At 64.4% G+C, this 26,125-nt stretch carries 22 protein-coding genes; 16 read left to right on the plus strand and 6 right to left on the minus strand.

From position 1 onward, the window contains the following. Window positions 1-130: 130 nt before the first annotated feature. Window positions 131-1,168, minus strand: a complete 1,038-nt coding sequence (gene mreB, locus Q7C30_RS02920; RefSeq protein WP_039575577.1) for a rod shape-determining protein MreB — start codon at window positions 1,166-1,168, stop codon at window positions 131-133. A 202-nt stretch (window positions 1,169-1,370) separates the two neighbouring features. Between mreB and gatC the strand changes: the two genes are divergently transcribed. The 5 genes from gatC (at window position 1,371) to Q7C30_RS02945 (ending at window position 6,141) form a co-directional block, all read left to right on the plus strand. After that, the gene (gene gatC, locus Q7C30_RS02925; protein WP_029613616.1) at window positions 1,371-1,658 is read left to right on the plus strand and encodes an Asp-tRNA(Asn)/Glu-tRNA(Gln) amidotransferase subunit GatC; all 288 of its coding nucleotides are present in this window, start codon (window positions 1,371-1,373) and stop codon (window positions 1,656-1,658) included. A 15-nt stretch (window positions 1,659-1,673) separates the two neighbouring features. After that, window positions 1,674-3,125, plus strand: a complete 1,452-nt coding sequence (gene gatA, locus Q7C30_RS02930; protein ID WP_317870619.1) for an Asp-tRNA(Asn)/Glu-tRNA(Gln) amidotransferase subunit GatA — start codon at window positions 1,674-1,676, stop codon at window positions 3,123-3,125. An 11-nt stretch (window positions 3,126-3,136) separates the two neighbouring features. Further along, window positions 3,137-4,582 carry an Asp-tRNA(Asn)/Glu-tRNA(Gln) amidotransferase subunit GatB gene (gatB, locus tag Q7C30_RS02935; protein WP_317870620.1) on the plus strand — a complete coding sequence of 482 codons (1,446 nt, stop codon included), beginning with the start codon at window positions 3,137-3,139 and terminating at the stop codon, window positions 4,580-4,582. 77 nt (window positions 4,583-4,659) lie between these two features. Beyond that, entirely contained in the window at window positions 4,660-5,037 is a 378-nt protein-coding gene (locus Q7C30_RS02940) for a septal ring lytic transglycosylase RlpA family protein (protein ID WP_317870621.1), read from the plus strand. Window positions 5,038-5,097: 60 nt separating this feature from the next. Further along, the gene (locus Q7C30_RS02945) at window positions 5,098-6,141 is read left to right on the plus strand and encodes a calcium/sodium antiporter (protein WP_039575567.1); all 1,044 of its coding nucleotides are present in this window, start codon (window positions 5,098-5,100) and stop codon (window positions 6,139-6,141) included. An 18-nt stretch (window positions 6,142-6,159) separates the two neighbouring features. Here the strand turns inward: Q7C30_RS02945 and Q7C30_RS02950 are convergent, their stop codons facing one another. The 4 genes from Q7C30_RS02950 to Q7C30_RS02965 form a co-directional block, all read right to left on the minus strand. Beyond that, window positions 6,160-7,521 carry an amino acid permease gene (locus tag Q7C30_RS02950; RefSeq protein WP_116887619.1) on the minus strand — a complete coding sequence of 454 codons (1,362 nt, stop codon included), beginning with the start codon at window positions 7,519-7,521 and terminating at the stop codon, window positions 6,160-6,162. 52 nt (window positions 7,522-7,573) lie between these two features. Beyond that, entirely contained in the window at window positions 7,574-8,515 is a 942-nt protein-coding gene (locus Q7C30_RS02955) for an AEC family transporter (protein ID WP_039575563.1), read from the minus strand. A gap of 182 nt (window positions 8,516-8,697) precedes the next feature. Further along, a complete protein-coding gene (locus Q7C30_RS02960) occupies window positions 8,698-9,258 on the minus strand; it encodes a response regulator transcription factor (RefSeq protein WP_029613619.1) in 561 nt (186 codons plus the stop codon). Continuing rightward, window positions 9,255-10,514 (minus strand): ATP-binding protein, encoded by a 1,260-nt coding sequence (locus Q7C30_RS02965; RefSeq protein WP_039575560.1) that lies wholly within the window; start codon window positions 10,512-10,514, stop codon window positions 9,255-9,257. Before Q7C30_RS02965 ends, Q7C30_RS02960 begins: the two co-directional genes overlap by 4 nt. 215 nt (window positions 10,515-10,729) lie before the next feature. Here Q7C30_RS02965 and Q7C30_RS02970 point away from each other — a divergent pair, with 215 nt between their 5' ends. From Q7C30_RS02970 to Q7C30_RS03010, 9 genes are all read left to right on the plus strand, one after another. Further along, window positions 10,730-11,446 carry an SIMPL domain-containing protein gene (locus Q7C30_RS02970; protein WP_116887618.1) on the plus strand — a complete coding sequence of 239 codons (717 nt, stop codon included), beginning with the start codon at window positions 10,730-10,732 and terminating at the stop codon, window positions 11,444-11,446. A gap of 366 nt (window positions 11,447-11,812) precedes the next feature. Next, on the plus strand, window positions 11,813-13,441 hold the full coding sequence (locus tag Q7C30_RS02975; protein ID WP_317870623.1) for an ABC transporter substrate-binding protein: 1,629 nt from the start codon (window positions 11,813-11,815) through the stop codon (window positions 13,439-13,441). A gap of 263 nt (window positions 13,442-13,704) precedes the next feature. After that, window positions 13,705-15,249, plus strand: coding sequence for an ABC transporter substrate-binding protein (locus Q7C30_RS02980; RefSeq protein ID WP_317870647.1), 1,545 nt, complete (start codon window positions 13,705-13,707; stop codon window positions 15,247-15,249). A gap of 147 nt (window positions 15,250-15,396) precedes the next feature. Further along, complete coding sequence (locus Q7C30_RS02985; protein WP_317870625.1) at window positions 15,397-16,779, plus strand: OprD family porin; 1,383 nt, start codon at window positions 15,397-15,399, stop codon at window positions 16,777-16,779. A 68-nt stretch (window positions 16,780-16,847) separates the two neighbouring features. Beyond that, a complete protein-coding gene (locus Q7C30_RS02990; RefSeq protein ID WP_029613622.1) occupies window positions 16,848-18,443 on the plus strand; it encodes an ABC transporter substrate-binding protein in 1,596 nt (531 codons plus the stop codon). 73 nt (window positions 18,444-18,516) lie between these two features. Continuing rightward, the gene (locus Q7C30_RS02995; protein ID WP_317870626.1) at window positions 18,517-19,527 is read left to right on the plus strand and encodes an ABC transporter permease subunit; all 1,011 of its coding nucleotides are present in this window, start codon (window positions 18,517-18,519) and stop codon (window positions 19,525-19,527) included. Window positions 19,528-19,537: 10 nt separating this feature from the next. Then, window positions 19,538-20,464 (plus strand): ABC transporter permease subunit, encoded by a 927-nt coding sequence (locus Q7C30_RS03000; protein WP_029613623.1) that lies wholly within the window; start codon window positions 19,538-19,540, stop codon window positions 20,462-20,464. Between the two features lie 10 nt (window positions 20,465-20,474). Continuing rightward, window positions 20,475-21,443: an ABC transporter ATP-binding protein gene (locus Q7C30_RS03005; protein ID WP_116887616.1), complete on the plus strand. Its 969-nt coding sequence runs from the start codon at window positions 20,475-20,477 to the stop codon at window positions 21,441-21,443. Next, complete coding sequence (locus tag Q7C30_RS03010; protein ID WP_029613625.1) at window positions 21,443-22,411, plus strand: peptide ABC transporter ATP-binding protein; 969 nt, start codon at window positions 21,443-21,445, stop codon at window positions 22,409-22,411. Before Q7C30_RS03005 ends, Q7C30_RS03010 begins: the two co-directional genes overlap by 1 nt. Before the next feature lie 246 nt (window positions 22,412-22,657). On the opposite strand, the gene Q7C30_RS03015 is transcribed toward Q7C30_RS03010, so the two are convergent. Next, window positions 22,658-23,593, minus strand: a complete 936-nt coding sequence (locus Q7C30_RS03015; RefSeq protein WP_317870628.1) for a hypothetical protein — start codon at window positions 23,591-23,593, stop codon at window positions 22,658-22,660. Between the two features lie 228 nt (window positions 23,594-23,821). Between Q7C30_RS03015 and Q7C30_RS03020 the strand changes: the two genes are divergently transcribed. Continuing rightward, on the plus strand, window positions 23,822-24,646 hold the full coding sequence (locus Q7C30_RS03020) for a helix-turn-helix domain-containing protein (protein ID WP_317870630.1): 825 nt from the start codon (window positions 23,822-23,824) through the stop codon (window positions 24,644-24,646). A gap of 66 nt (window positions 24,647-24,712) precedes the next feature. Continuing rightward, the gene (locus tag Q7C30_RS03025) at window positions 24,713-26,119 is read left to right on the plus strand and encodes an FAD-dependent oxidoreductase (protein ID WP_039575540.1); all 1,407 of its coding nucleotides are present in this window, start codon (window positions 24,713-24,715) and stop codon (window positions 26,117-26,119) included. Window positions 26,120-26,125: the final 6 nt, after the last annotated feature.

The raw sequence follows: 26,125 nt of genomic DNA on the forward strand, positions 1-26,125 counted from the left end.
TCAATGCAACCACCTGCCTGCGGGTTGACGGAAACGACGCCCAGCGGACGCCAGCCCAGCGCATACAGGTAGCACTGTGTGTGCCACCTGTAAACCGGGGGATTTCAGCGAACAGCGAACGGCACGCGACTCACTCGCTGGAGAGCAGGTCCATGGCGTGCTTATCCATCATCTCCAGCGCACGACCACCGCCGCGCGCGACGCAGGTCAGCGGGTCTTCGGCGACGATCACCGGCAGACCGGTTTCCTGGGCCAGCAGCTTGTCGAGGTCGCGCAGCAGGGCACCACCACCGGTCAGCACCAGACCGCGCTCGGCGATGTCCGAGGCCAGTTCCGGCGGCGACTGTTCCAAGGCGCTCTTGACCGCCTGGACGATGGTCGCCAGGGACTCCTGCAGCGCTTCGAGCACTTCGTTGGAGTTCAGGGTGAAGGCACGCGGCACGCCTTCGGCCAGGTTACGGCCGCGCACATCGACTTCGCGGATTTCGCCACCTGGGTAGGCGGTGCCGATTTCCTGCTTGATGCGCTCGGCGGTGGATTCGCCGATCAGGCTGCCGTAGTTGCGACGTACGTAGGTGACGATGGCTTCGTCGAAGCGGTCGCCGCCGACGCGAACGGACTCGGCGTAGACCACACCGTTGAGCGAGATCAACGCGATCTCGGTGGTACCACCGCCGATATCCACGACCATCGAACCGCGCGCTTCCTCGACCGGCAAGCCGGCGCCGATCGCGGCGGCCATGGGTTCTTCGATCAGGAACACTTCGCGGGCACCGGCGCCCAGCGCCGATTCACGGATGGCGCGGCGTTCGACCTGGGTCGATTTGCACGGGACGCAGATCAGCACACGAGGGCTGGGCTGCAGGAAGCTGTTTTCGTGAACCTTGTTGATGAAGTACTGCAGCATCTTTTCGCAGACGCTGAAGTCGGCGATCACGCCGTCCTTCATCGGACGAATGGCGGCAATGTTGCCAGGTGTACGGCCGAGCATGCGCTTGGCTTCGGTGCCGACGGCCACGACGCTTTTCTGGTTGCCGTGGGTACGGATGGCAACGACCGAGGGCTCATTCAGGACAATACCGCGCTCACGCACGTAAATAAGGGTGTTGGCAGTACCCAGGTCGATGGACAGATCGCTGGAAAACATGCCACGCAGTTTCTTGAACATGGGAAAGTGACCCTGGGGAAAGCGTGGGTAAAAAAGTGCGGCAAACTCTAACAATGGCAGGGATTTTGGGCAAGGAGCCAATATGGTAAATTGGCAGTTTTTCCGAGCACGCCAGCCGATGATCGCGGCCGTATGACCGCCAGAATCCCGGCATGTTCCTCAATACGGAAGCATTCTGTTTCTGTTTTTCCTGGAGATCCCCATGGCGCTTGAACGCTGTGACGTGGAAAAGATCGCCCATCTGGCCCGCCTGGGTCTCAATGAAGGCGAACTGCCACGCATTACCGATGCCCTGAACAGTATTCTCGGGCTGGTCGACCAGATGCAAGCCGTCGACACCACCGGCATCGAGCCGCTGGCCCACCCGCTCGAAGCCACCCAGCGCCTGCGTCCCGACCAGGTGACCGAAAGCAACCAGCGTGATCGCTACCAAGCGGTGGCACCCTCGACCGAGAACGGTCTGTACCTGGTTCCGAAAGTCATCGAGTAAGGGATAGAACCTGCCATGCATCAACTCACTCTGGCCGAGATCGCCCGCGCCCTCGCCGACAAGTCGTTTTCCTCCGAAGAGCTGACCCGCACGCTGCTGGCGCGCATCCAGCAGCTCGACCCCCAGCTCAACAGCTTCATCAGCATCACCGAAGAACAAGCCCTGCAACAGGCCCGCGCCGCCGACCAACGGCGCGCCCAGGGCGAGACCGGTGCGCTGCTGGGCGCGCCCATCGCCCACAAGGACCTGTTCTGCACCCAAGGCGTGCGCACCAGCTGTGGCTCGAAGATGCTCGACAGCTTCACCGCGCCCTATGACGCCACCGTGGTCGCACGCCTGGCCCAGGCCGGCATGGTCAGCCTCGGCAAGACCAACATGGACGAATTCGCCATGGGCTCGGCCAACGAGTCTAGCCACTACGGCGTGGTGAAAAACCCGTGGAATCTCGAACACGTGCCTGGCGGTTCTTCCGGTGGTTCGGCCGCCGCGGTGGCCGCACGCCTGCTGCCCGCTGCCACCGGCACCGACACCGGCGGTTCGATCCGCCAACCGGCGGCCCTGACCAGTCTCACCGGTCTCAAGCCTACCTATGGCCGGGTTTCGCGCTGGGGCATGATCGCCTACGCCTCGAGCCTCGACCAGGGCGGCCCAATGGCCCGCACCGCCGAAGACTGCGCGCTGTTGCTGCAAGCCATGGCCGGCTTCGACCCGAACGACTCCACCAGCGTCGACGAGCCGGTACCCGACTACAGCGCCAACCTGAATGCCCCGCTCGAGGGCCTGCGCATCGGGCTGCCGAAGGAGTACTTCGGTGCCGGCCTCGACCCGCGCATCGGCGAATTGGTGCACAACAGCGTCAAGGCGCTGGAAAAGCTCGGCGCGGTGGTCAAGGAAATCAGCCTGCCGAACATGCAGCATGCCATCCCGGCCTACTACGTGATCGCCCCGGCCGAAGCCTCCTCCAACCTATCGCGCTTCGACGGCGTGCGCTTCGGCCACCGCTGCGAAAACCCCAAAGACCTCACCGACCTGTACAAGCGCTCGCGCGGCGAGGGTTTCGGCCCTGAAGTGCAGCGCCGGATCATGGTCGGCACCTACGCCCTGTCGGCTGGCTACTACGATGCCTACTACGTCAAGGCCCAGCAAATTCGCCGCCTGATCAAGAACGACTTCATGACGGCCTTCGAGCAGGTCGACGTGGTCCTCGGCCCCACCACGCCGAACCTGGCCTGGAAACTCGGCGCCAAGAGCAGCGATCCGGTCGCCGCTTACCTCGAGGACGTCTACACCATCACCGCCAACCTGGCGGGCCTGCCGGGCCTGTCGATGCCGGCCGGCTTCGTCGATGGCCTGCCGGTGGGCGTGCAACTGCTGGCCCCGTATTTCCAGGAAGGCCGCCTGCTCAACGTCGCGCACCGTTACCAGCAAGTCACCGACTGGCACACCCGCGCCCCCAACGGCTTCTGAGGAATTCACACATGCAATGGGAAGTTGTGATCGGGCTGGAGATTCATACCCAGCTCGCCACCCAGTCGAAGATTTTCTCCGGCAGCGCCACCACCTTCGGCTCCGAGCCGAACACCCAGGCCAGCCTGGTCGACCTCGGTATGCCGGGTGTGTTGCCGGTGCTGAACCAGGAGGCCGTGCGCATGGCGTGCATGTTCGGCCTGGCCATCGATGCCCAGATCGGACCGCGCAACGTGTTCGCGCGCAAGAACTACTTCTACCCCGACTTGCCCAAGGGCTACCAGATCAGCCAGATGGAGCTGCCGATCGTCGGCAAGGGCCATCTGGACATCGCCCTGGAAGACGGCACGCTCAAGCGCATTGGCGTCACCCGCGCTCACCTTGAAGAGGATGCAGGCAAGAGCCTGCACGAAGACTTCAACGGCGCCACCGGCATCGACCTCAACCGCGCCGGCACGCCGCTGCTGGAGATCGTCTCCGAGCCGGACATGCGCAGCGCCAAGGAAGCGGTGGCCTACGTCAAAGCCATCCATGCGCTGGTGCGCTACCTGGGCATCTGCGACGGCAACATGGCCGAAGGTTCGCTGCGCTGCGACTGCAACGTGTCGGTTCGCCCGAAAGGCCAGGCCGAGTTCGGCACTCGCTGCGAGATCAAGAACGTCAACTCCTTCCGCTTCATCGAACGGGCGATCAACAGCGAGATCCAGCGCCAGATCGACCTGATCGAGGACGGCGGCAAGGTAGTCCAGGAAACCCGCCTGTACGACCCGAACAAGGACGAGACGCGCTCCATGCGCAGCAAGGAGGAAGCCAACGACTACCGTTACTTCCCCGATCCGGACCTGCTGCCAGTGGTCATCGAGCCGAGCTTCCTCGACACCGTTCGCGCCTCGCTGCCGGAGCTGCCGACGCAAAAGGTCGAGCGCTTCCAGAACCAGTACGGCCTGTCGCCGTACGACGCCAACGTGCTGGCCAGCAGCCGCGAACAGGCCGACTACTTCGAGCAGGTGGCCAAGATCGGCGGTGACGCCAAGCTGGCGGCCAACTGGGTGATGGTCGAGCTGGGCAGCCTGCTGAACAAGCTGGGCGTCGAGATCGACCAGTCGCCGGTCAGCGCCGAACAGCTCGGCGGCATGCTGCTGCGCATTCGCGACAACACCATCAGCGGCAAGATCGCCAAGACCGTGTTCGAGGCCATGGCTGCAGGTGAAGGCGATGCCGACGGCATCATCGAAAGCAAAGGCCTGAAACAGGTCACCGACACCGGTGCCATCGACAAGATGCTCGAAGACGTGCTGGCCGCCAACGCCGAACAGGTCGAGCAGTACCGCGCCGCCGATGAAGCCAAGCGCGGCAAGATGTTCGGCTTCTTCGTCGGCCAGGCCATGAAGGCCTCCAAGGGCAAGGCCAACCCGGGGCAGGTGAACCAACTGCTCAAGGCCAAGCTCGAAGGGTGACCTTCGCAGGAGCGGCCTCGCGCCGCTCCTGCAGGTTCTGCGCCTGACCTGCCAGCACCGGAGCACCCGATCTACCCATGCGTTACTTCATCCGTTTTCTGCCCCTCGCGGTGCTCGCCGTCCTCGGCGGCTGCGCCAACCACGTTATCGATCCGCGCGGCTATGACGAAACCGGCACGGCCTCGTACTACGGTGCACGCCACCACGGCAACCGCACCGCCAGCGGCGAACCCTTCAACCAGCATGGCCTGACCGCCGCCCATCGCTCCCTGGCGTTCGGCAGCCGGGTGCTGGTGACCAACCTGTCCAACCAACGCAGCGTTGTGGTGCGTATCAACGATCGCGGTCCGCACACCCGCGGCCGGCTCATCGACCTATCCCGGGCTGCCGCTGAAAAAATCGGCATGCTGCGTAGCGGAACGGCGCGCGTGCGGGTACAAGGATTGAGCGACTGACCTGACGGGAGCTGTACCATTTTCGACCTAGCCACCCTTCCCACCTTCAGCCTCCTGCAATTGGGCCTGGGCCTCGTGCTGCTGGTGCTCGGCGCCGAGCTGCTGGTACGCGCCGCCTTGCGCCTGGCGGTGCGCCTGCACGTCAGGCCACTGATCATCGGCCTGAGCCTGGTCGCCTTCGGCAGCACCGCGCCACAACTGACCGTCAGCCTGCAAGCCGCCTACCAGGGCGCGCCTGACGTGGCGATCGGCAGCGTGATCGGCAGCAACATCTTCAATGTCCTGGTGATCCTCGGCCTGGCCGCACTGATCATCCCGCTGCGCGTTTCGCGGCAACTGGTGCGCCTGGACATTCCGCTGATGATCGCCGCCAGTGCGCTGGTCTACCTGCTGGCCGCCAACGCAGAGCTGGGCCGTTTCGAAGGCCTGTTGCTGCTGTTGGGATTGCTCGGCTACCTGGGCATGCTGTGGCATCAGTCACGCCACTATGCCCGCACCTATCCGGCCCCGGACACAGCCCATCGCAGCGCCGCACGCTTCTGGAGCTTGGCGCTGTTGCAAGTGATCGGTGGGCTGGTGTTGCTGAGTCTGGGCGGGCATCTGTTGTTGCAGGCGGCAGTCGAGGTCGCCACCGACCTGGGACTGTCGGAGCGCGTCATCGGCCTGACCGTGGTCGCGGTCTGCACCTCATTGCCGGAACTGGCGGCGGCGTTGATCGCCGCCTTGCGCGGGGAGCGCGAGATCGCGGTGGGCACCGTGATCGGCAGCAATCTGTTCAACCTGCTGGGCGTGTTGGGCCTGACGGCGCTGATCACGCCCGAGCCGCTGTCGATCTCGCCCAATGCCCTGGACTTCGACTTGCCAGTCATGCTCGGCGTCGCGGCGCTGAGCCTGCCGGTGTTCTATTCCGGCTATCGCATCACTCGCGCCGAGGGCCTGGTGTTCCTGGCGCTGTACCTGGCCTACGGCCTGCACGTGGTGGCCTTCACCACAGGCCTGCCGCTGGCCGAACGCCTGGAACGACTGATGCTGCTGTATGTGCTGCCGGTGCTCGGTGCCGTGCTGCTCTACACCACCGTTCGCGCCTGGCGCCGACAGCACTGAGCAGCTCGCTCGGCAGGATCAGGCGCCGCTCTGACGGCGCTTCTTCAAGCGAAACGCTACCCACAGTGCGGCAATCCACAAGGGAATCAACAGCACCGAAATGCGCACCGGCGGCGTCAGGTACATCACCACCAGGATCAACACGATGAAGGCCAGGCACAGGTAGTTGGTCAACGGGTGTCCCAGGCTGCGGTAGAACGGCACGATGCCCGCCGCCTGCTTGGCCTTGCGGAACTTCAGGTGGGTGATGCTGATGCTCGCCCAGTTGATCACCAGCGCCGACACCGCCAGGGCCATCAGTAAGCCGAACGCTTCGCCCGGCATCACATAGTTGATGACCACGCACAGGCCAGTGGCCAGCGCCGAAACGCCCAGCGCCACCAGCGGCACGCCGCGTCGATTGACGGTGAGCAGTTGACGCGGCGCGTCGCCTTGGCTGGCCAGGCCAAACAGCATGCGGCTGTTGGCGTAGACGCAACTGTTGTACACCGACAGCGCCGCGGTGAGCACCACGACGTTGAGCACGGTCGCCACCACATCGCTGTCCAGCGCGTGGAAAATCATCACGAACGGGCTACCGCCCTGCACCACCTTCTGCCACGGGTACAGCGCCAGCAGCACGGCCAGGGCACCGATGTAGAAGATCAGGATGCGGTACACCACCTGATTGGTCGCCTTGGGAATGCTGCGCCGCGGGTCGTCCGCTTCGGCAGCGGTGATGCCGACCAGCTCCAGGCCGCCGAAGGAAAACATGATCACCGCCAGCGCCATCACCAATCCGGTGATGCCGTTGGGGAAAAATCCGCCGTACTGCCACAGGTTGGCCACGCTGGCATCCGGGCCGCCATGCCCGGTACTCAGCAACCAGGCACCGAAGCCGATCATGCTGACGATGGCCACGACCTTGACCAGCGCGAACCAGAACTCCATCTCGCCATAGACCTTCACCTGGGTCAGGTTGATGGCGTTGATCACCACGAAGAAGATCGCCGCCGTGGCCCAGGTCGGAAACGTGGGCCACCAGTACTGCACGTAGATGCCCACCGCCGTCAGTTCGGCCATGCCGACCAGCACGTAGACCACCCAGTAGTTCCATCCGGAGACGAAACCTGCGAACTCGCTCCAGTAGCGATGGGCGAAGTGGCTGAAGCTCCCGGCCACCGGTTCCTCGACCACCATTTCGCCGAGCTGGCGCATGATCAGGAAGGCCATGAGCCCGGCGATCGCGTAGCCCAGCAGCACCGAAGGGCCAGCCAACTGGATGGTCTGGGCGATACCCAGGAACAGGCCGGTACCGATGGCACCGCCCAACGCGATCAGCTGGATATGGCGGTTCTTCAGCCCGCGTTGCAACCCCTCGGGCGTGCTCTGGTCTTGCATGAAGTGTCCTTTGATGGCGAAGTTCTTGTGATTGAGGCTAGGGTGCCGACGGCTAGATCCATCCGCCCCACTGCAGGATGAAGATGCCGATATTGGTGGTGATCGCCGCCATCAACGTGGTGATGACGATGATCGAGGCGGCCAGTTCATGGTTGCCGCCGGCCGCACGGGCCATGACGTAGCTGGCCGCAGCGGTCGGGCTGCCAATGTAGAGGAACAGGATGCCCAACTCGGCCCCGCGGAATCCGCAGAGCCAGGCACCGAGCGTACCGAACAGCGGCAGCCAGACCATCTTCACCAGGCTGGCATCCACCGCCAGCTTGCCGCTGTCGCGCAGCGCCGCCAGCGACAAGGTGCCGCCGATGCAGATCAGCGCCAGTGGCAGGGTCATCTGCGCTAGGTAGTCGCCGGAGGTGAGCAGCCAGTTCGGCAGCGGCACCTGAGCGTAGGCCATGGGCGTGGCCAGCAGCACGCTGAGGATCAACGGGTTGCTGAAAATGCTCTTGCACAGGCTCCACGGATCGGACTTGAGGCTCGGGCTGTACACCGCCAGCACCACGGTCGACAGCGAGTTGTACATCAGGATCACCAGCCCGGCCAGCACCGCGCCGAGGGAGATACCGTAGTCGCCATACAGGCTGGCGGCCAGCGCCAGGCCGATCACCCCGTTGTTACCGCGAAAGGCGCCCTGGGTATAGATGCCACGATCCGCAGGCGGGCTGCGCCAGATCGCCAGTCCCCAGGACAGGCCGAAGCCGAGCAAGGTGGCGACGATGAAGTAAAGGATGACGCCGGGCTTGACCGCCGAAGACAGGTCGGCGTGATAAATGCCCAGGAACAACAGCGCCGGCATGCAGGCATTGAACACCAGCGATGAGGCGACTTTGATGAAGTTGTCGTCGATCAGGTGAATGCGTCTGAGCAGCACGCCCAGGAACAGCATGGCGAAGACCGGTGCCGTGATGTTCAGCGTCTGGATGAGAAGGGCGAGCATTGCCACGATCCTGGAAGGGGTTTGCCGTTTAGGGCGCTGATGATACGCCAACGGCCGGTATTTGCGGGGATCGCGGGGCTGTAGGAGAGAAACTTCTGTCAGATTGGCAGATCTGACCTGCGCAGAATGGGCCCGGTTGGCGCAGTCCTGGCGGGCTGCACCCATCGGGCCAGAAGGCAGCCTCAGCGGCGCACGGGGCGCTTCTGCAACTTGCGCTGCAAGGTGCGTCGGTGCATGCCCAGCGCCCGCGCCGTCGCCGAAATGTTGCCCTCGTGCTCGGCCAGCACGCGCTGGATGTGCTCCCACTGCAGGCGATCAACCGACATCGGGTTTTCCGGCACCAAGGTGTCCAGGTCGGCATGCTCGGACAGCAGCGCCGCCAACACGTCGTCGGCGTCGGCCGGCTTGCACAGGTAATTGCAGGCACCGCGCTTGATCGCCTCCACCGCCGTGGCGATGCTGGAATAACCGGTCAGGATCAGCACGCGCATTTCCGGGTCCAGCTCCAGCAACTTGGGCAGCAGCACCAGGCCCGAGTCGCCGTCCATTTTCAGGTCCAGCGTGGCGTAGTCGGGCAGGTCCTGCAGGGCCAGTTCCAACCCGGCCTCGGCACTGGACGCTGTGCTCACGCGAAAGCCGCGGCGGCTCATGGCGCGCGCCATGACGCGGGTGAAAGTGGCGTCGTCATCCACCAGCAGCAGGTGCGGCAGCTCTTCGCTTTCGATCTGGTTCTCGTCGCTCATCGTTCATCTCCTCGCGTGCCATGGGGCAGGCGCAGCTCGGTCAGGGTGCCGCCCTCTTCATGACTGTAGAGTTTCACCGAGCCCCCCGCGCGGGTCACGCTGGCCTTGCTCAGGAACAGGCCCAGGCCGAAGCCTTTGCCCTTGGTGGTAAAGAAGGGTTTGCCAATCGCCTCGGCAATGGCCACCGGCACGCCGGGGCCATGGTCGCGAATGCTGATCAGGATGTCCTGGGCGTCCCAGTCCAGGCGCACTTCCAGATCGTCCGGGCAGGCATCGGCGGCGTTGTTCAACAGGTTGAGCAGCGCCTGGGTCAAGTCCGGAGGCGGCGTCAGCGAAGGCACCTGACCGTCGCGCAGGCGCTGGAAGCGGTAGCTGGCCTCAGGACGCATCAGGTGCCAGCGGTTGAGCGCCTCGTCGAGCCAGGCCGTGACCTCCTGCTCGGGCACGTTCATGCGCCGATTGGCTTCGGCGGCGCGCACCAATTGCTGCAGGGTCTGCTTGCACAGCTTGACCTGGTCCTGGAGCACCGCGAGGTCTTCCTGCAACTGCGCATCGCTGTGGTCCTGGCGCATCTCGTTGATCAGCACGCTCATGGTCGCCAGCGGCGTACCCAATTCATGGGCAGCGCCGGCCGCCTGGGTGGCCACGGCCAGCAGTTGCTCGTCGCGCAGGCTGTCTTCGCGGCGCTCGGCACGCAATTGCTCCTGTCGACGCAACTCCTCGGCCATGCGCGCGGCAAAGAAGGTGATCACCGCAGCCGCCAGAGCAATGCTCAGCCACATGCCGTAGACCTGCATGGTGTCGCGCGCCAGCGGCAGCGTTTCCAGTGGATAGAACTGCACCAGCAGCAGGCTGTAGGCGACCAGCGCGATGCCCGACAGCAGTAGCGAATAGATCCACGGCAAGGTCACCGCCGCGATCGCCAACGGCACCAGGTAATAGGACACGAAGGGGTTGGTCGAGCCACCGGAGTAGTACAGCAGGGCGCTGTGGATGAGCAGGTCGCAGGCCAATTGCAGGGCATACTCGAGCTCGGTCACCGGTAAGGTCAGGCGCAGGCGCAGGGCGGTGAAGGCACACAGCAGGGACGACAAGGCCAGGGTGGCGGCCAGTGAGAACCACGGCAGCGGCAGCAGCTCGGTCCAGTAGGCGACGCCCACGGAACCTGCCTGGGCAGCCAGAACCAGAATGCGGATGATGGTCAGGCGCCAGAGGTTCTGACGCGTGGCGGACATCGGATGTGCGGGGGCGAGCATGAGCTCTCCTGATGAGTGCTCCAGGACAATCGGCTGGAGTATACCGAAGCCAGGCACTGGCCTGCAGCCATGCGGCAAACCGCCACAGGTTTCGCGCGTGCCATACTCTGTCACAAAGTCGTGATGGCATCGTTGAACCCACTGCCCGCTTTTCCAGTCTGAACGGCCATGCGGGACGCGACTGTTCCCCGCGCCTTCCATCCAAGGAGTGATACATGCAGATTTCCCGTTGCAGCGCCGCGTTCGCCCTGTCCTGTGGCCTGTTCGCCAGCCTGCCGGCCTTCGCCGCCGACGAGCCGCGTTACAACCAGGTCTCGCTGCGCGCCGAAGTCAGCAAGGAAGTGGCCCGCGACCTGATGGTCGTCACCCTCTACAGCGAAGCGCAGGACAACGATCCGGGCAAGCTCGCCAAGCAGATCACCGAAACCATGAACAAGGCCGTGCAGCAGGCGCGCGACGTCAAAGAGGTGAAGATCAGCCAGGGCAGCCGCAACAGCTACCCGATCTACGACAACAAAGGTCAGAAGATCACCGGCTGGCGCGAACGCGCCGAGTTGCGCCTGGAAAGCGCGGACTTCCCGGCCCTGTCCAAACTCACCGGCGATCTGCTGCAAACCCTGAAAATGGGTGGCATGGACTTCTCCATCGCCCCGGCCACGCGCAAGGCCAGCGAAGACGACCTGCTCAAGGAGGCGGTCAACGCCTTCAAGGCCCGCGCCCAATTGGCCACCGAAGCGCTCGGCGGCAGCGGCTACAAAGTGGTCAACCTCAACCTCAACAGCAGTGGCTACCCGCGCCCTTACCTGCGCAGCGCGCCGATGGCAATGAAGGCCATGGCCGCCGACGAGGCCGCCCCTTCGCCTGACGTCGAGGCGGGCACCAGCGAAGTCAGCATGAATGCCGATGGCCTGATCGAAGTGCAAATGCCCTGACCTGGGCGTGCACTCAACGCAACCTCGGGGCCGCATTGCGGCCCCGATCGTTTGACGCCCACAGCCAACATCAACCTGCTCTTACCCCGCCCCATCACTACCCATCCGAATGCCCCTACGCACTTAGAGCGCGCATCCTACATCCCCATTCCCGCCGAAACATGTCGCAAAATGCCGGTTTTTTTGTTGCGCAAACGTTCAACCACGGCAAAAGTTACAACAATGCGACATCCATGTACGCCCGTGCCACCTTTCCGGGACCGGCCATCCTGTTGAGTGTTGCAATGGGTATAGCCCCTGCATAAGTATCCGCAGGTCGGCTCACGAGGCCGCCTCAACTCAAAAAATGACAACAATGAGGCCACCATGCTCAAACACGCAGTCATTCCGTTTCTGGTAGGCGCAGGCCTGCTGGCTGGTGCAGCGCCCACCGCGCTCGCCGCATCCAACCTGGTGTTCTGCTCCGAGGGCAGTCCCGCCGGTTTCGACCCCGGCCAGTACACCACCGGAACCGACTTCGACGCCTCGGCCGAACCGCTGTTCAACCGCCTGACCCAGTTCGAGCGTGGCGGCACCGCCGTCATTCCAGGCCTGGCCACCACTTGGGACGTTTCCGAAGACGGCAAGACCTACACCTTCCACCTGCGCGAAGGGGTCAAGTTCCACACCACCGACTACTTCAAGCCCAGCCGTGAATTCAACGCCGACGACGTGCTGTTCACCTTCAACCGCATGCTCGACAAGGACATGCCGTTCCGCAAGGCATACCCCACCGAGTTCCCGTACTTCACCGACATGGGCATGGACAAGAACATCGCCAAGCTGGAGAAGCTCGACGACCGTACCGTGCGCTTCACCCTGAACACAGTGGACGCCGCCTTCATCCAGAATCTGGCCATGAGCTTCGCCTCGATCCAGTCCGCCGAATACGCCGAGCAGTTGCTCAAGCAAGGCAAAGCGCCCGACATCAACCAAAAGCCGATCGGCACCGGGCCGTTCGTGTTCAGCAAGTACCAGAAAGACGCGCAGATCCGCTACAAGGGCAACAAGGACTATTGGAAGCCCGAGGACGTGAAGGTCGACAACCTGATCTTCGCCATCACCACCGACGCCTCGGTGCGCATGCAGAAGCTCAAGAAGAACGAGTGCCAGGTCACCCTGTTCCCGCGCCCAGCCGACATCCAGCCGCTCAAGGCCGACAAGAACCTGAAGATGCCTGAGCAGGCCGGCTTCAACCTCGGTTACATCGCCTACAACGTGATGGACAAGATCAAGGGCAGCAACGAGCCCAATCCCATGGCCCAGCTCAAGGTTCGCCAGGCCCTGGACATGGCGGTGAACAAGGCGCAGATCATCGAGTCGGTGTATCAGGGCGCCGGGCAGCTGGCGGTCAATGCCATGCCGCCGACGCAATGGTCCTACGACACCACCATCAAGGACGCCCCCTACGACCCGGAAAAGGCTCGGCAACTGCTCAAGGAAGCCGGCGTCAAGGAAGGCACCGAAATCACGCTCTGGGCCATGCCGGTGCAACGCCCCTACAACCCCAATGCCAAGCTGATGGCCGAGATGCTGCAATCGGACTGGGCCAAGATCGGCATCAAGGCCAAGATCGTCACCTACGAGTGGGGCGAGTACATCAAGCGCTCCAAGGGCGGCGAAAACGGCGCCATGCTGATCGGCTGGAGCGGCGACAACGGTGACCCGGACAACTGGCTCGGCACCCTGTTCGGCTGCGACGCCCTGGAAGGCAACAACTTCTCCAAGTGGTGCTACAAGCCCTACGACGACCTCATCAAGCAAGCCAAGGCCACCTCCGACCAGGCCAAGCGCACCGAGCTGTACAAGCAGGCGCAGCACATCCTCAAGGAACAGGTGCCCTACACGCCCATCGCCCACTCCACCGTCTATCAACCCATGAGCATCAAGGTGCAGGACTTCAAGATCAGTCCATTCGCCCTGAACGCGTTCTATGGGGTGAGCGTGGAGAAGTGAGGCAGCGCCAGCCCTCTGTGCGCAGAGGGCTGGCGTATTCCAGGCAGTGCGACGGCCACGCCCGGCCATCTGCCTGAAGCCACACCGCACCGTCAGCGATACCACACCCGTGATTCGTTTTCCTGCCACCGCTACGGCCAGGAACGGAATTCTGTTGCCGCACGTCCGGCGCACGGCAACGCACTGATGAGGATGTACCGATGAGCAAAAGGATTGCCCTACGCCGTACCACACTGCTGGGCGCCGCACTGGGCCTGGGCCTGATGAGCCAGGTCAGCGCCGCTGCCAGCAACCTGGTGTTCTGCTCCGAAGGCAGTCCGGCGGGCTTCGACACCGCGCAGTTCACCTCGGCCACCGACAACGATGCCGCCGAGCCGATCTACAACCGCCTGGTAGAGTTCGAGCGCGGAGGCACCGCCGTGCAGCCGGGCCTGGCCACTGACTGGCAGGTATCCGACGATGGCCTGACCTACACCTTCCACCTGCGCCCCGGGGTCAAGTTCCACAGCAACAAGGCGTTCACACCGACCCGCGACTTCAACGCCGATGACGTGCTGTTCACCTTCCAGCGCATGCTCGACCGCGATCATCCGTTCCGTAAGGCCTACCCCACCGAGTTCCCCTACTTCGTCAGCATGGGCCTGGACAAGAACATCGCCAAGGTCGAGAAGCGCGACCCGATGACCGTGGTGTTCACCCTGAACACGGTCGATGCTGCGTTCATCCAGAACATCGCCATGGCCTTCGCCTCGATCCTGTCCGCCGAGTACGCCGACCGCCTGCTGGCCAGCGGCAGAGCCAGCGACATCAACCAGCAACCCATCGGCACCGGCCCGTTCGTGTTCCAGCGCTACCAGAAGGATGCGCAGATTCGCTACAAGGGCAACAAGGACTACTGGGCGCCGGACCGGGTCAAGCTGGACAACCTGGTGTTCTCGATCAACATCGACCCGTCCGTGCGCATCCAGAAACTGCGCCGCGGCGAATGCCAGATCACCCTGCACCCCCGCCCGGCCGACCTGCCGGCGCTCAAGCAGGACGCCAAGCTGCAAGTGCTCTCGCAACCGGGCTTCAACCTCGGCTACATCGCCTACAACATCAAGCACCCGCCCTTCGACCGACTGGAAGTCCGCCAGGCACTGGACATGGCGGTGAACAAGGCGGCGATCATCGATGCGGTGTACCAGGACGCTGGCCAAGCGGCCGTCAACGCCATGCCGCCCACCCAGTGGTCCTACGACAGCAGCATCAAGGACGCCCCCTTCGATCCGGCCAAGGCCAAGCAACTGCTGGAGCAGGCCGGGGTCAAGCCGGGGACCGAAATCACCCTGTGGGCCATGCCGGTACAACGTCCCTACAACCCCAACGCCAAGCTCATGGCGCAGATGCTCCAGGCCGACTGGGGCGCGCTCGGTTTCAAGGTCCGCATCGTCAGCTACGAATGGGGCGAGTACCTCAAGCGCATGAAGAATGGCGAGCACGACATCGCCCTGATCGGCTGGACCGGCGACAACGGCGATCCGGACAACTGGCTCGGCACCCTGTTCAGTTGCGACGCCATCGGCAGCAACAACTACTCGCAGTGGTGCGACCAGCCCTACGACGCGCTGGTCAAGAAAGCCAAGCAGGTCACCGACCGCGCCCAGCGCACCGAGCTGTACCAGCAGGCCCAGCGCCGCCTCAAGGCCCAGGTGCCAATCACGCCCGTGGCGCACTCCACGGTCAACCAGCCGCTGAGCCTGCGCGTCAAGGACTTCAAGGTCAGCCCCTTCGGCCGCAACGTTTTTTCCGACGTCGGCATCGATTGACGCCATCACGGATCCGGGCGTGCCACGCACGTCCGCGAACCCGTGCAGCCCGAATTTGCCCGGCGACCCCAGGCAGATACCCGCAACACCGTGACAACACTGGCCCCTGAGGCCGGCTGATAACTAGAAAAGAGAAAGGGAGCTTTCATGTCGATACGCACCAGAACCACTGCACTGGCCTTGTCCGTCGGCGCCTTCTGCGCCTTCGCCCAGGCCGAACCCGCCAGCCAGGACTACATGCCCATCACGCTGAAGTCCGCCAGCGACCAGGCGCAGGCCACCGGCTTCTTCGAAGGCCAGAGCCTGAGCGGCAGCACGCGCAACTGGTACGCACGCGAACACGCCGCGCGCGGCCCGCTGTGGCGCTACTACAAGAGCGACGGCACCCGCCACGACACCCACAGCCGCGAGAACTGGGTGCAGGGCACCATCCTCAACTACAGCTCCGGCTTCACCCAGGGCACCATCGGCTTCGCCACCGAAGTGGCGGCCTACAACGCCGTCGCCCTGCTGCGCGACCGCGAATCCATCGCCGGGCCGAACAACCGCACCCTGACCCACAGCGACGGCGATCCGGTCGACCAGTGGAGCAAGGCGGGCCTGGCCAACGTCAAGGCGCGCATCTCCAACACCACCCTGACCGTCGGCCGCCAGTCGCTGGACACGCCGATGATCGCCTACATCGGCAACCGCGCCCTGCCCTCCAGCTTCCAGGGCGTGGCCCTGCACAGCGCCGAGTTCGACAACCTGACCTTCGACCTGGGCACCTTCGACCGCGTCTCGCCGCGTACCGAACAGAGCCTGAGCAAGTTCCGCAGCGAATACGGCGCCCTGGGCGTGGAAACCGACCGCGCCAGCACCGCGGGCCTGAGCTACCAGCCGTTCAAGAGCCTGACCACCAGCCTGTACGCCACGCGCGTGGACGACTTCTGGAACCAGTACTACTTCGGCGCCAGCCACGTGCTGGGCGACAGTTCGGTGCTGAGCCTGAACACCGGCCTGAACTACTACAAGACGGTGGACACCGGCAGCAAGAAAATGGGCGAGATCGACAACGACACCTACAGCCTGTCGCTCGGCCTCACCCACCAGGCCCATACCCTCACCGCGTCCTGGCAGCAGGTCAACGGCAACGAGTACTTCGACTACCTGCACGAAACCAACGGCATCTACCTGGCCAACTCGCTGCTGTCGGACTTCAACGGCCCGAACGAGAAATCGCTGCAGATCGCCTATGTGCTGAACATGGCGCAATACGGCGTGCCGGGCTTGAAATTCAACCTGTACAACGCGCGCGGCTGGGGCATCGACGGCACCCACTACCGTGGCACCGCCTATGACGTGCGCGGCATGGACGGCGAAACCCACTACGAGTGGGGCTTCGGTACCAGCTACGCGGTGCAGAGCGGCCCGCTGAAGGACACCAGTATCCGCGCCACCTACACCGCGCACCGGGCGAGCCGAGCCCAGGCCGACGGCAGCCTGGACGAGTTCCGCGTGGTGACCACCATTCCGTTCAACATTCTCTGACCCGCACCCCATGCCCCGGACCCGCGGGGCCATGGGGTCTACGCTGAAGACATACGCAGGGAGGTTCCATGCATTCGCTACCGCTACGCGCTGCCCTGGCAGCGATCATTCTCGGCGCCGCCGGTCAGCTCGCGGCCAAGCCGCTGGTGGTGTGCACCGAGGCGAGCCCGGAAGGGTTCGACATCGTCCAGTACACCACGGCGGTCACCGCCGACGCCTCGGCCGAGACGGTGTTCAATCGCCTGGTCGATTTCAAGCCCGGCACCACCGACATCGAACCGGCCCTGGCCGAACGCTGGGAGATCAGCGACGACGGCCTGACCTACACCTTCCACCTGCGCCAGGGCGTGAAGTTCCACAGCACCGACTACTTCACCCCTACCCGCGCATTCAACGCCGACGACGTGCTCTGGAGCCTGAACCGCCAGCTCGATCCCGCGCACCCGTGGCACGACAAGACCAGCGTCGGCTACCCCTATTTCGAGAGCATGGCCTTCAAGGACCTGCTCAAGTCGGTGACCAAGACCGACGACCACACCGTGGTCATCACCCTCACCCGTCCCGAAGCGCCATTCCTGCGCGACATGGCCATGGCCTTCACCTCGATCTACTCGGCCGAGTACGGCGACCAATTGCTCAAGGCCGGCAAGACCGGCGAGCTCAACAGCAAGCCGATCGGCACCGGCCCATTCGTCTTCCAGCGCTACAACAAGGACGCCCAGGTCCGCTACAAGGCCAACCCGGACTACTTCCGCGGCAAACCGCCGAGCGAAACCCTGGTGTTCGCCATCGCCACCGACAACAACGTGCGCCTGCAAAAACTGCGCGCCAACGAGTGTCAGATCGCCCTGTACCCCAAACCTGACGACGTACCCGGCATCAAGACCGATGCCAGGCTGAAAGTGGCCGAGATCGAAGCCCTGGTGACCGGCTACATCGCCCTCAATACCGAGCACAAGTACCTGAGCGACGTACGCGTGCGCCAGGCGATCAACATCGCCTTCGACCGCCAGACCCATGTCGATCAACTGTTCGGCAAGGGCAATGCGCTGGTGGCGGTCAATCCTTACCCGCCGACCCTGATCGGCTACAACACCGACAACCGCAATCCGCCCCGCGACCTGGACAAGGCCCGCGCCTTGCTCAAGGAGGCCGGCGTGCCCGAAGGCACCACCTTCACCCTGTTCACCCGCAACGGCGGCGGGCCGACCAACCCCAATCCGCGCCTGTCGGCGGAAATGCTCCAGGCGGACCTGGCCAACATCGGCCTGAAGCTCGACATCCGCGTGATGGAGTGGGCCGAGATGTTGCGCCGCGCGAAAAAAGGCGAAGCGGACCTGGTGTCCGCCGGCTGGGCCGGCGACAACGGCGACCCGGACAACTTCCTCGGCCCCATGCTCAGTTGCGAGGCGGCCAAGAGCGGAGAGAACTATGCGCGCTGGTGCAACCCTAAGTTCCAGGAACTGATCACCCAAGCCCGTCTGATCATCGACAATGAGCAGCGTGCAGCGCTCTATCGCCAGGCCCTGGCGGTGTACGATGCCGACCTGCCGTGGATCGCCATGGCCCACCCGAAGATGTTCACGGCCCTGCGCCAGAACGTGGAGGGCTATGTCATCAGTCCCCTGACCAATAACAACTTCGCCACCACCCAGGTGAAGTAGAAGAAACGACCGCCGCCGACCTGCTCGCGCAGCCGGCGGCCGCCTTGACCGGCCCGATGAGGTACCTCCGACGATGTTGAGTTTTATTGCCCGGCGCCTGGGTCTGCTGATTCCGACCTTTTTCGGTATCACCTTGCTGACCTTCGCGCTCATACGCCTGATCCCCGGCGACCCGGTGGAAGTGATGATGGGCGAGCGCAGGGTCGACCCCGAGATGCACGCCCAGGCCATGGAGCGCCTGGGCCTGAACAAGCCGCTGCCTGCCCAGTACCTGGACTACATCGGCAAGCTCGCCCAGGGAGACCTGGGCGAATCGCTGCGCACCCGCGAGAGCGTGTGGAACGAGTTCACCACGCTGTTCCCCGCCACGCTCGAACTGGCCTTGTGCGCCCTGCTGTTCGCCGGCGTGTTCGGCCTGCTCGCCGGGGTGATCGCTGCGCTCAAGCGCGGCTCGCTGTTCGACCATGGGGTGATGGGCATTTCCCTGGCCGGCTACTCCATGCCGATCTTCTGGTGGGGCCTGATCCTGATCATGTTCTTCTCCGTGAGCCTGGGCTGGACCCCGGTATCCGGCCGCATCGACCTGCTCTACGACATCGAGCCGAAGACCGGCTTCATGCTCATCGACACCCTGCTCAGCGACGAAGAAGGTGCGTTCAAGGACGCGCTGATGCACCTGATCCTGCCGTCCATCGTGCTCGGCACCATCCCGCTGGCGGTGATCGCGCGCATGACCCGCTCTTCGATGCTCGAAGTGCTGCGCGAGGACTACATCCGCACCGCCCGCGCCAAGGGCCTGTCGCCGGCCCGCGTGGTGTTCATCCACGGCCTGCGCAACGCGCTGATCCCGGTGCTGACCGTGTTCGGCCTGCAGGTCGGCACCTTGCTGGCTGGAGCGGTGCTCACCGAGACCATCTTCTCCTGGCCGGGCATCGGCAAATGGCTGATCGAAGCCATCGGCGCCCGCGACTACCCCGTGGTGCAGAACGGTATCCTGCTCATCGCCTGCCTGGTGATCCTGGTCAACTTCGTGGTGGACATCCTCTACGGCCTGGCCAACCCCCGTATCCGTCATCAGCGCTGAGGACCTCGTCATGTCTCATCCGATTTCCGACGCTGCGACGCCGGCTACCGCCGCCGACCACAGCGCACTCTACCCCTCCCCCTACAAGGAGTTCTGGCAAGCCTTCTCGCGCAACAAAGGCGCAGTGGCAGGCCTGGCCTTCATGTGCCTGATCGTGTTCTGCGCGCTGTTCGCCCCCTGGGTCGCGCCGCATAACCCTAGCGAGCAGTACCGCGACTTCCTGCTGACGCCGCCGGTGTGGCTCGAAGGCGGCACCTGGCAGTTCGTGCTGGGCACCGACGAGCTGGGACGCGACCTCCTCTCGCGGCTGATCCAGGGCGCCAGGCTGTCGCTGCTGATCGGCCTGTCGTCGGTGGTGATGTCGCTGATTCCAGGCATCCTGCTGGGCCTGTTCGCCGGCTTCTTCCCGCGTCTTCTTGGCCCTTCGATCATGCGCCTGATGGACGTGATGCTGGCGCTGCCATCGCTGCTGCTGGCCGTGGCGATCGTCGCCATCCTCGGCCCTGGCCTGATCAACACCGTGATCGCCATCGCCGTGGTCTCGCTGCCGTCCTACGTGCGCCTGACCCGCGCCGCCGTGATGGGTGAGCTGAACCGCGACTACGTCACCGCCGCGCGCCTGGCCGGCGCCAGCCTGCCGCGCCTGATGTTCGTCACCGTGCTGCCCAACTGCATGGCGCCGCTGATCGTGCAGGCGACCCTGAGCTTCTCCTCGGCGATCCTCGACGCGGCGGCCCTGGGCTTCCTCGGCCTGGGCGTACAACCGCCAACGCCGGAATGGGGGACCATGCTGGCGTCGGCGCGCGACTACATCGAGCGCGCCTGGTGGGTGGTGAGCCTGCCCGGCCTGACGATCCTGCTCAGCGTCTTGGCAATCAACCTGATGGGCGACGGCCTGCGCGATGCGCTGGACCCGAAACTCAAGAACGCCGCCTGAGGAGAACGCCATGTCACTGTTGCAGATCAACAACCTCAACGTGCGCTTCGGCGACGCCGATGCCGTCCCCGTGGTCGACGGCCTGGACCTGGTGGTGGATGCCGGCGAGATTCTCGCCATCGTCGGCGAGTCCGGCTCGGGCAAGTCGGTGACCATGATGGCCCTGATGGGGCTGATCGAAGCGCCCGGCCGCATCACCGCCGACTCGCTCACCTTCGACGGCACCGACATGCTCAGGCTCAGCGCCCGGCAGCGGCGCAAGGTGGTGGGCAAGGACATCGCCATGGTCTTCCAGGACCCGATGACCGCACTGAACCCCAGCTACACCGTGGGCTACCAGATCGAAGAAGTGCTGCGCCAGCACCTGGGCCTGAAAGGCAAAGCGGCCCGCCAGCGCGCCCTGGAGCTGTTGCAGAAGGTCGAGATTCCGGCGCCCGAAAGCCGCCTGGACGCTTACCCGCACCAACTCTCCGGCGGCATGAGCCAGCGCGTGGCAATCGCCATGGCGATTGCCGGCGAGCCCAAGCTGCTGATCGCCGACGAACCGACCACCGCGCTGGATGTGACCATCCAGGCGCAGATCATGGAACTGCTGGTCAACCTGCAGCGCGAGCGCAACATGGCGCTGATCCTGATCACCCACGACCTGGCGGTGGTCGCCGAGACCGCCAAGCGCGTCTGCGTGATGTACGCCGGCCAAGCGGTGGAGGTGGGTCAGGTGCCGGAACTGTTCGACCTGCCCGCCCACCCCTACAGCGAAGCGCTGCTGGCGGCGATTCCCGAGCACAGTCTGGGCGCCGAGCGCCTGGCGACGCTGCCGGGCATCGTGCCCGGTCGCTACGACCGGCCGCAGGGCTGCCTGCTGTCGCCGCGCTGCCCTTACGTGCGTGACAATTGCCGGGCCCAGCGTCCGGCCCTCGATCCCCAGGCCCACAGCCTGGCACGTTGCTTCTATCCGCTGAACCAGGAGGTGGCGTGATGAGCGTCGTGCTGTCTGCCCGTGAACTGACCCGTCATTACGAAGTGTCCCGTGGCCTGTTCAAAGGCCATGCCCTGGTGCGTGCACTCAATGGCGTATCGTTCGAACTGGAGGCTGGCAAGACGCTGGCCGTGGTCGGCGAGTCCGGGTGCGGCAAGTCCACCCTGGCGCGCGCCCTGACCCTGATCGAAGAGCCGTCCTCCGGCTCGCTGCAGATCGCCGGCACCGAAGTCGCCGGCGCCAACAAGGCCCAGCGCCGGCAATTGCGCCGGGACGTGCAAATGGTCTTCCAGAGCCCCTATGCCTCGCTCAACCCTCGGCAGAAGATCGGCGACCAGTTGGCCGAGCCGCTGTTGATCAACACCTCCCTCAGCCGCGCCGAGCGCCGCGAGCGGGTGCAGCAGATGATGCAGCAGGTGGGGCTGCGCCCCGAGCATTATCAACGCTACCCGCACATGTTCTCTGGCGGCCAGCGCCAGCGCATCGCCCTGGCCCGGGCGATGATGCTGCAACCCAAGGTGCTGGTGGCGGACGAGCCCACGTCGGCGCTGGACGTGTCGATCCAGGCGCAGGTGCTGAACCTGTTCATGGACCTGCAGCAGGAGTTCAACACCGCCTATGTGTTCATTTCGCACAACCTGGCGGTGGTGCGGCACGTGGCCGATCAGGTGCTGGTGATGTACCTGGGGCGACCGGCGGAGATGGGGCCGAAGGCCGATATCTACGACAAACCCCTGCACCCCTATACCCAGGCACTGCTGTCGGCGACGCCGGCGATTCATCCCGACCCGCTCAAACCGAAGATTCGCATCGCAGGCGAGCTGCCCAATCCGCTGAATCCGCCGGATGGCTGCGCGTTTCACAAACGCTGTCCGTATGCGACGGAGCGGTGTGCCAAGGAGATACCGGCGTTCCGGCAGGTGGGAAGTCGGCAAGTGGCATGTCATTACGCGGAGCAGTTCTTGTAAGGAAGGCTATCGCTGGGGGCGTCAGCGCCCCTAGCGCGATACAAGGCCGCCCTCATCGGTCATGCGCACTGCTTCAACTGTGCGCAAACTGGTGAGGGCGGCCTTGTGTCGTCATGGGGCTGGGCAGCAGCCCCAGAAGTGGGATCAGTGCATGAAGATCGCGATCAGGATGATCACTGGAATTGGGACGCCGAGCATCCAGAGCAGAATCGAGCGCATGATGAGTTCTCCAGTAGTGAATGCGGATTAGCGCACGACGGTGGTCGAGGCGTGAACGTGGCGGTCTTCTTCGATCCAGCGTGCGCGGTCACGCAGACGACCGCCGAACAACGCGGCGAAGCTGGCGAAGAAGGCGCCACACAGCAGGGAGATGAAGGTCCAGATGGCGGTCCAGGCGGCTACTTTGGCTGCAGTGTCAGCGGCTTGCTGAGCGGCCTGCTTGGCCTGGGCGGCATCCTGACGTGCTTCCTCATAAACCTGCTCGACGCGCGATTGCGCTTCAGCCTGGGTCAGACGAGTGCGCTGGGCAACCATCTGCGCCAAGTAGGTCCGATCTTCGGCGGACATGCCATTGTCGGCAGCCAGGCCACGCAACAGGATGCGGCTGGCGACGCCGTTGGCAGCATCTTCGCTCACACCCACCGGGCCTTCGCTGCGGAACAACCGATCGACGTAGTAGCCCATCGGGTCGGCGGCGCCGGACGGCTTGCTCTTGTCATCGCTCATCGACAAGCTGGCCACGGCGCCCGAAGCAGCGGCGGCACCGGCCGACGCGCCCGCACTGGCCAGACCGCCTGCCGAGGACACCACCAGCACGGCAGTGACCAGGGTCGCTACAGCCCAGGACAGGAACCCATGCGCCGTGTCGCGGAAATACACTTCGTCACCGTGCAAGTTGGCCCATTTCACGCGTAGACGACCGGCCATGTAGCCACCCAGGCCAGAGGCCAGGATCTGCGTGATCAGCAGCCAGACGATGGTGGAAATGCCCAATGCCTTGGCGCTGGCCCCCTCGTTCGCCCACGGCGAGGAGGCCGCGAAGCCCAGGCCTGCGCCCAGAATGATGAGGATCAGTGACAAGGCAGCCGCAGCAGCGGCACCGGCGAAGATGGCGGCCCAGGAAACGCCCGAGCGATTCGGGGCCTCGGAGACAGCGGTTGGCAGATCGGCAGTGGTTATCATGATTCGGCGCCTTATGAAGGTGAGCAAAACTTCCGTTGGTTTGCACGAGGGTCGGTGCACTGCCCGTGCCAGATGTGTCAAAAAACAACCTCGCTATAAATCAACGACTTGCAGAATCGACGAATCTTAGGATCGTGCGAAACGCCCGAAGTCCGATAAAACAGGTGGGCGTTATGCAGTGCCATGCGCTCAAGCCCGGCCACCGGGCTTGCCCGTCGAACTGCGACGATGCACTATCGCGCCATGACCGCGCCCACGCTGATAGACGGCCCCGAACAGACTCCGCTGACTGCGCAGATCGTCTTGCGCTACCACCTGTGCTGGAAGCATCGCGACCTGGATGGAGTGATGGCGCTCTACCACCCGCAGGTGCGTTACCACGACTTCTTCCAGAACCGCGTGCTCGGCTACGACGAACTGCGCGAGTACGTGGCCGCCTGCCTGCCCCACCAGCAGGGCGAAGACATCGTTCACAGCGACCGCATTCGCGTCGATGGCTGCACGGCGTTCATTCAATACCAGGTGACGGTCCAGGGCGGTGAGGGGCTGGTGGCCTTTCAGTCCAGCGAAGCGATCACCGTGCGCGATGGGCTGATCTGGCAGGTCAACGAATATGCCACGCTGGTGCGCCAGGACGCGCGCGTGGGCAACGGTGGGCGGACGCGTCCGGCCACAAGCCGGCTCGGTTTGTCGCCGCGTCAGTTGAGCACCATGGCGCAGGATCTGGAGCACTACTTCCAGCAGCGCCGGCCGTATCTGGATCCGCAGCTCAACCTGCAACAGGTCGCACAGCACAGTGGCTACAGCCGCAACCAGATCTCCTACCTGTTCAACCAGGTGCTGGGACAGAGCTTCTATCGCTACGTCAATCAGGCGCGGCTCCAGCACCTGCTGGCTCAGCTCAGCGATACCGACATCCAGACGCCGGTCGACGAACTGGCGTTCAGTGCCGGCTTCAACTCGCTCTCGGCCTTCTACAAATGCTTTCGCGAACAGACCGGCCTGTCTCCCAAGGCGTACGTGAAGCAGATTTCTCTGCGTGCACGCACGTAAGACAGTGGAGCGGACCTGCCACTAGCATCGAGCACAACCCAACCTTTTTTCCGGGAGCCGTACTCGATGCAAGCCTGGCGCACGATCAGCCTGTGGATGGACCAGCTCGACGAGCCGCTGGACGCGCGACCGTCCCTCGCGCAAGACATCGATGTCGACGTGTGCATCATCGGCGCCGGCTACACCGGGCTGTGGACAGCCTATTACCTCAAGCGCCAGGCCCCGCACCTGCGCATCGCCATCCTTGAAGCGAACACGGCCGGTTTCGGTGCATCCGGTCGTAACGGCGGTTGGCTGATGGGCAACCTGCTGGGTGAAGATCGTCTGCTCGCCACACTGTCGCCGCTACAACGCCGCGACAGCATCGACCTGCTGCACGACATTCCCGACGAAGTGCAGCGTGTGTTGCAGCGCGAAGGCATCGACTGCGATTACCGCAAGGGTGGGGTCATCTACTGCGCGGCCCGTTACCCGGAGCAGGAGCGTAGCCTGCGTGCCTACCTGGACGACCTGTATCGCCAAGGCATGAACGAGGACGACTACCGCTGGCTCACGCCCGAGGCGCTGGCCGGGCAACTGCGGGTCAGCAATGCCTATGGCGCAATCTTCAGCCCGCATGTGGCGACCATTCAGCCGGCCAAGCTGGTGCGGGGCCTGGCACGGGTGGTGGAGGGCCTGGGCGTGGCGATCTACGAAAACACCCCGGCCCTCGATTGGCAGAGTGGCGAGGTGCGCAGCGCCCAGGCCAAGGTGCGCTGCCAGTGGGTGGTGCCTGCGGTGGAAGGCTACGCGGCCAGCTTGCCACCGCTGGGGCGGCATCAACTGCCCGTGCAGAGTCTGCTGGTGGCCACTGAGCCGCTGCCCGACTCCGCCTGGGAGCAGATCGGCCTCAGCCAGGGCCAGGCCTTCAGCGAAGGCAGCCGTCAGGTCACCTACGGCCAGCGCACCCTCGACAACCGCCTGGTATTCGGCGCTCGCGGCGGCTACCGCTTCGGCGGTCGCCTGCGCGAAGACTTCAATCTCACCGACGCCGAAATCGAGCTGCGCCGCTACCTGTTCGGCGAACTGTTCCCGCACCTGAAGCACGTGCGCATCACCCACTCCTGGGGCGGCAACCTGGGCATGGCGCGGCGTTTCCGCCCGCATATGCTGTGTGACCGTCAACGCGGCCTGGCGCTATCGGGCGGCTATGGCGGCGAAGGCGTCGGCGCCACCAACCTCGGCGGACGCACGCTGGCGGCCTTGATCCTCGGCCAGCAGAACGTACTGACTGCCCAGCCCTGGGTGCACGACAACCGGCCGCTGTCGAGCCTGGCCAGTTGGCCGCCCGAGCCCTGCCGCTGGCTGGGCTACAACGCCATCATTCGCAGTTTCGTTCATGAAGACCGCGTCCTCGCCGACCCGGCCAGCCCGGCCTGGCGACGTAACCTGGCCAGTGGCCTGGCCGACTTCATGGAAGGTTTCATGCACTGAGTTTCA

The organism is Pseudomonas sp. RAC1 (genome assembly GCF_030658255.1).
Taxonomy (GTDB): Bacteria; Pseudomonadota; Gammaproteobacteria; order Pseudomonadales; family Pseudomonadaceae; genus Aquipseudomonas; species Aquipseudomonas boreofloridensis.

What these genes read in the sequence shown, in the direction of transcription:
- Q7C30_RS02955 (WP_039575563.1), bottom strand. Translation starts at nt 8,515, where the DNA reads ATGCTCGCCCTTCTCATCCAGACGCTGAACATCACGGCACCGGTCTTC.
- Q7C30_RS02980 (WP_317870647.1), top strand. Translation starts at nt 13,705, where the DNA reads ATGAGCCAGGTCAGCGCCGCTGCCAGCAACCTGGTGTTCTGCTCCGAA.
- Q7C30_RS02960 (WP_029613619.1), bottom strand. Translation starts at nt 9,258, where the DNA reads ATGAGCGACGAGAACCAGATCGAAAGCGAAGAGCTGCCGCACCTGCTG.
- Q7C30_RS02990 (WP_029613622.1), top strand. Translation starts at nt 16,848, where the DNA reads ATGCATTCGCTACCGCTACGCGCTGCCCTGGCAGCGATCATTCTCGGC.
- Q7C30_RS02950 (WP_116887619.1), bottom strand. Translation starts at nt 7,521, where the DNA reads ATGCAAGACCAGAGCACGCCCGAGGGGTTGCAACGCGGGCTGAAGAAC.
- Q7C30_RS02975 (WP_317870623.1), top strand. Translation starts at nt 11,813, where the DNA reads ATGCTCAAACACGCAGTCATTCCGTTTCTGGTAGGCGCAGGCCTGCTG.
- Q7C30_RS03020 (WP_317870630.1), top strand. Translation starts at nt 23,822, where the DNA reads ATGCACTATCGCGCCATGACCGCGCCCACGCTGATAGACGGCCCCGAA.
- Q7C30_RS03010 (WP_029613625.1), top strand. Translation starts at nt 21,443, where the DNA reads ATGAGCGTCGTGCTGTCTGCCCGTGAACTGACCCGTCATTACGAAGTG.
- gatC (WP_029613616.1), top strand. Translation starts at nt 1,371, where the DNA reads ATGGCGCTTGAACGCTGTGACGTGGAAAAGATCGCCCATCTGGCCCGC.
- Q7C30_RS02940 (WP_317870621.1), top strand. Translation starts at nt 4,660, where the DNA reads ATGCGTTACTTCATCCGTTTTCTGCCCCTCGCGGTGCTCGCCGTCCTC.
- Q7C30_RS03025 (WP_039575540.1), top strand. Translation starts at nt 24,713, where the DNA reads ATGCAAGCCTGGCGCACGATCAGCCTGTGGATGGACCAGCTCGACGAG.
- Q7C30_RS03015 (WP_317870628.1), bottom strand. Translation starts at nt 23,593, where the DNA reads ATGATAACCACTGCCGATCTGCCAACCGCTGTCTCCGAGGCCCCGAAT.
- mreB (WP_039575577.1), bottom strand. Translation starts at nt 1,168, where the DNA reads ATGTTCAAGAAACTGCGTGGCATGTTTTCCAGCGATCTGTCCATCGAC.
- Q7C30_RS03005 (WP_116887616.1), top strand. Translation starts at nt 20,475, where the DNA reads ATGTCACTGTTGCAGATCAACAACCTCAACGTGCGCTTCGGCGACGCC.
- gatA (WP_317870619.1), top strand. Translation starts at nt 1,674, where the DNA reads ATGCATCAACTCACTCTGGCCGAGATCGCCCGCGCCCTCGCCGACAAG.
- Q7C30_RS02965 (WP_039575560.1), bottom strand. Translation starts at nt 10,514, where the DNA reads ATGCTCGCCCCCGCACATCCGATGTCCGCCACGCGTCAGAACCTCTGG.
- Q7C30_RS03000 (WP_029613623.1), top strand. Translation starts at nt 19,538, where the DNA reads ATGTCTCATCCGATTTCCGACGCTGCGACGCCGGCTACCGCCGCCGAC.
- Q7C30_RS02970 (WP_116887618.1), top strand. Translation starts at nt 10,730, where the DNA reads ATGCAGATTTCCCGTTGCAGCGCCGCGTTCGCCCTGTCCTGTGGCCTG.
- Q7C30_RS02995 (WP_317870626.1), top strand. Translation starts at nt 18,517, where the DNA reads ATGTTGAGTTTTATTGCCCGGCGCCTGGGTCTGCTGATTCCGACCTTT.
- gatB (WP_317870620.1), top strand. Translation starts at nt 3,137, where the DNA reads ATGCAATGGGAAGTTGTGATCGGGCTGGAGATTCATACCCAGCTCGCC.
- Q7C30_RS02985 (WP_317870625.1), top strand. Translation starts at nt 15,397, where the DNA reads ATGTCGATACGCACCAGAACCACTGCACTGGCCTTGTCCGTCGGCGCC.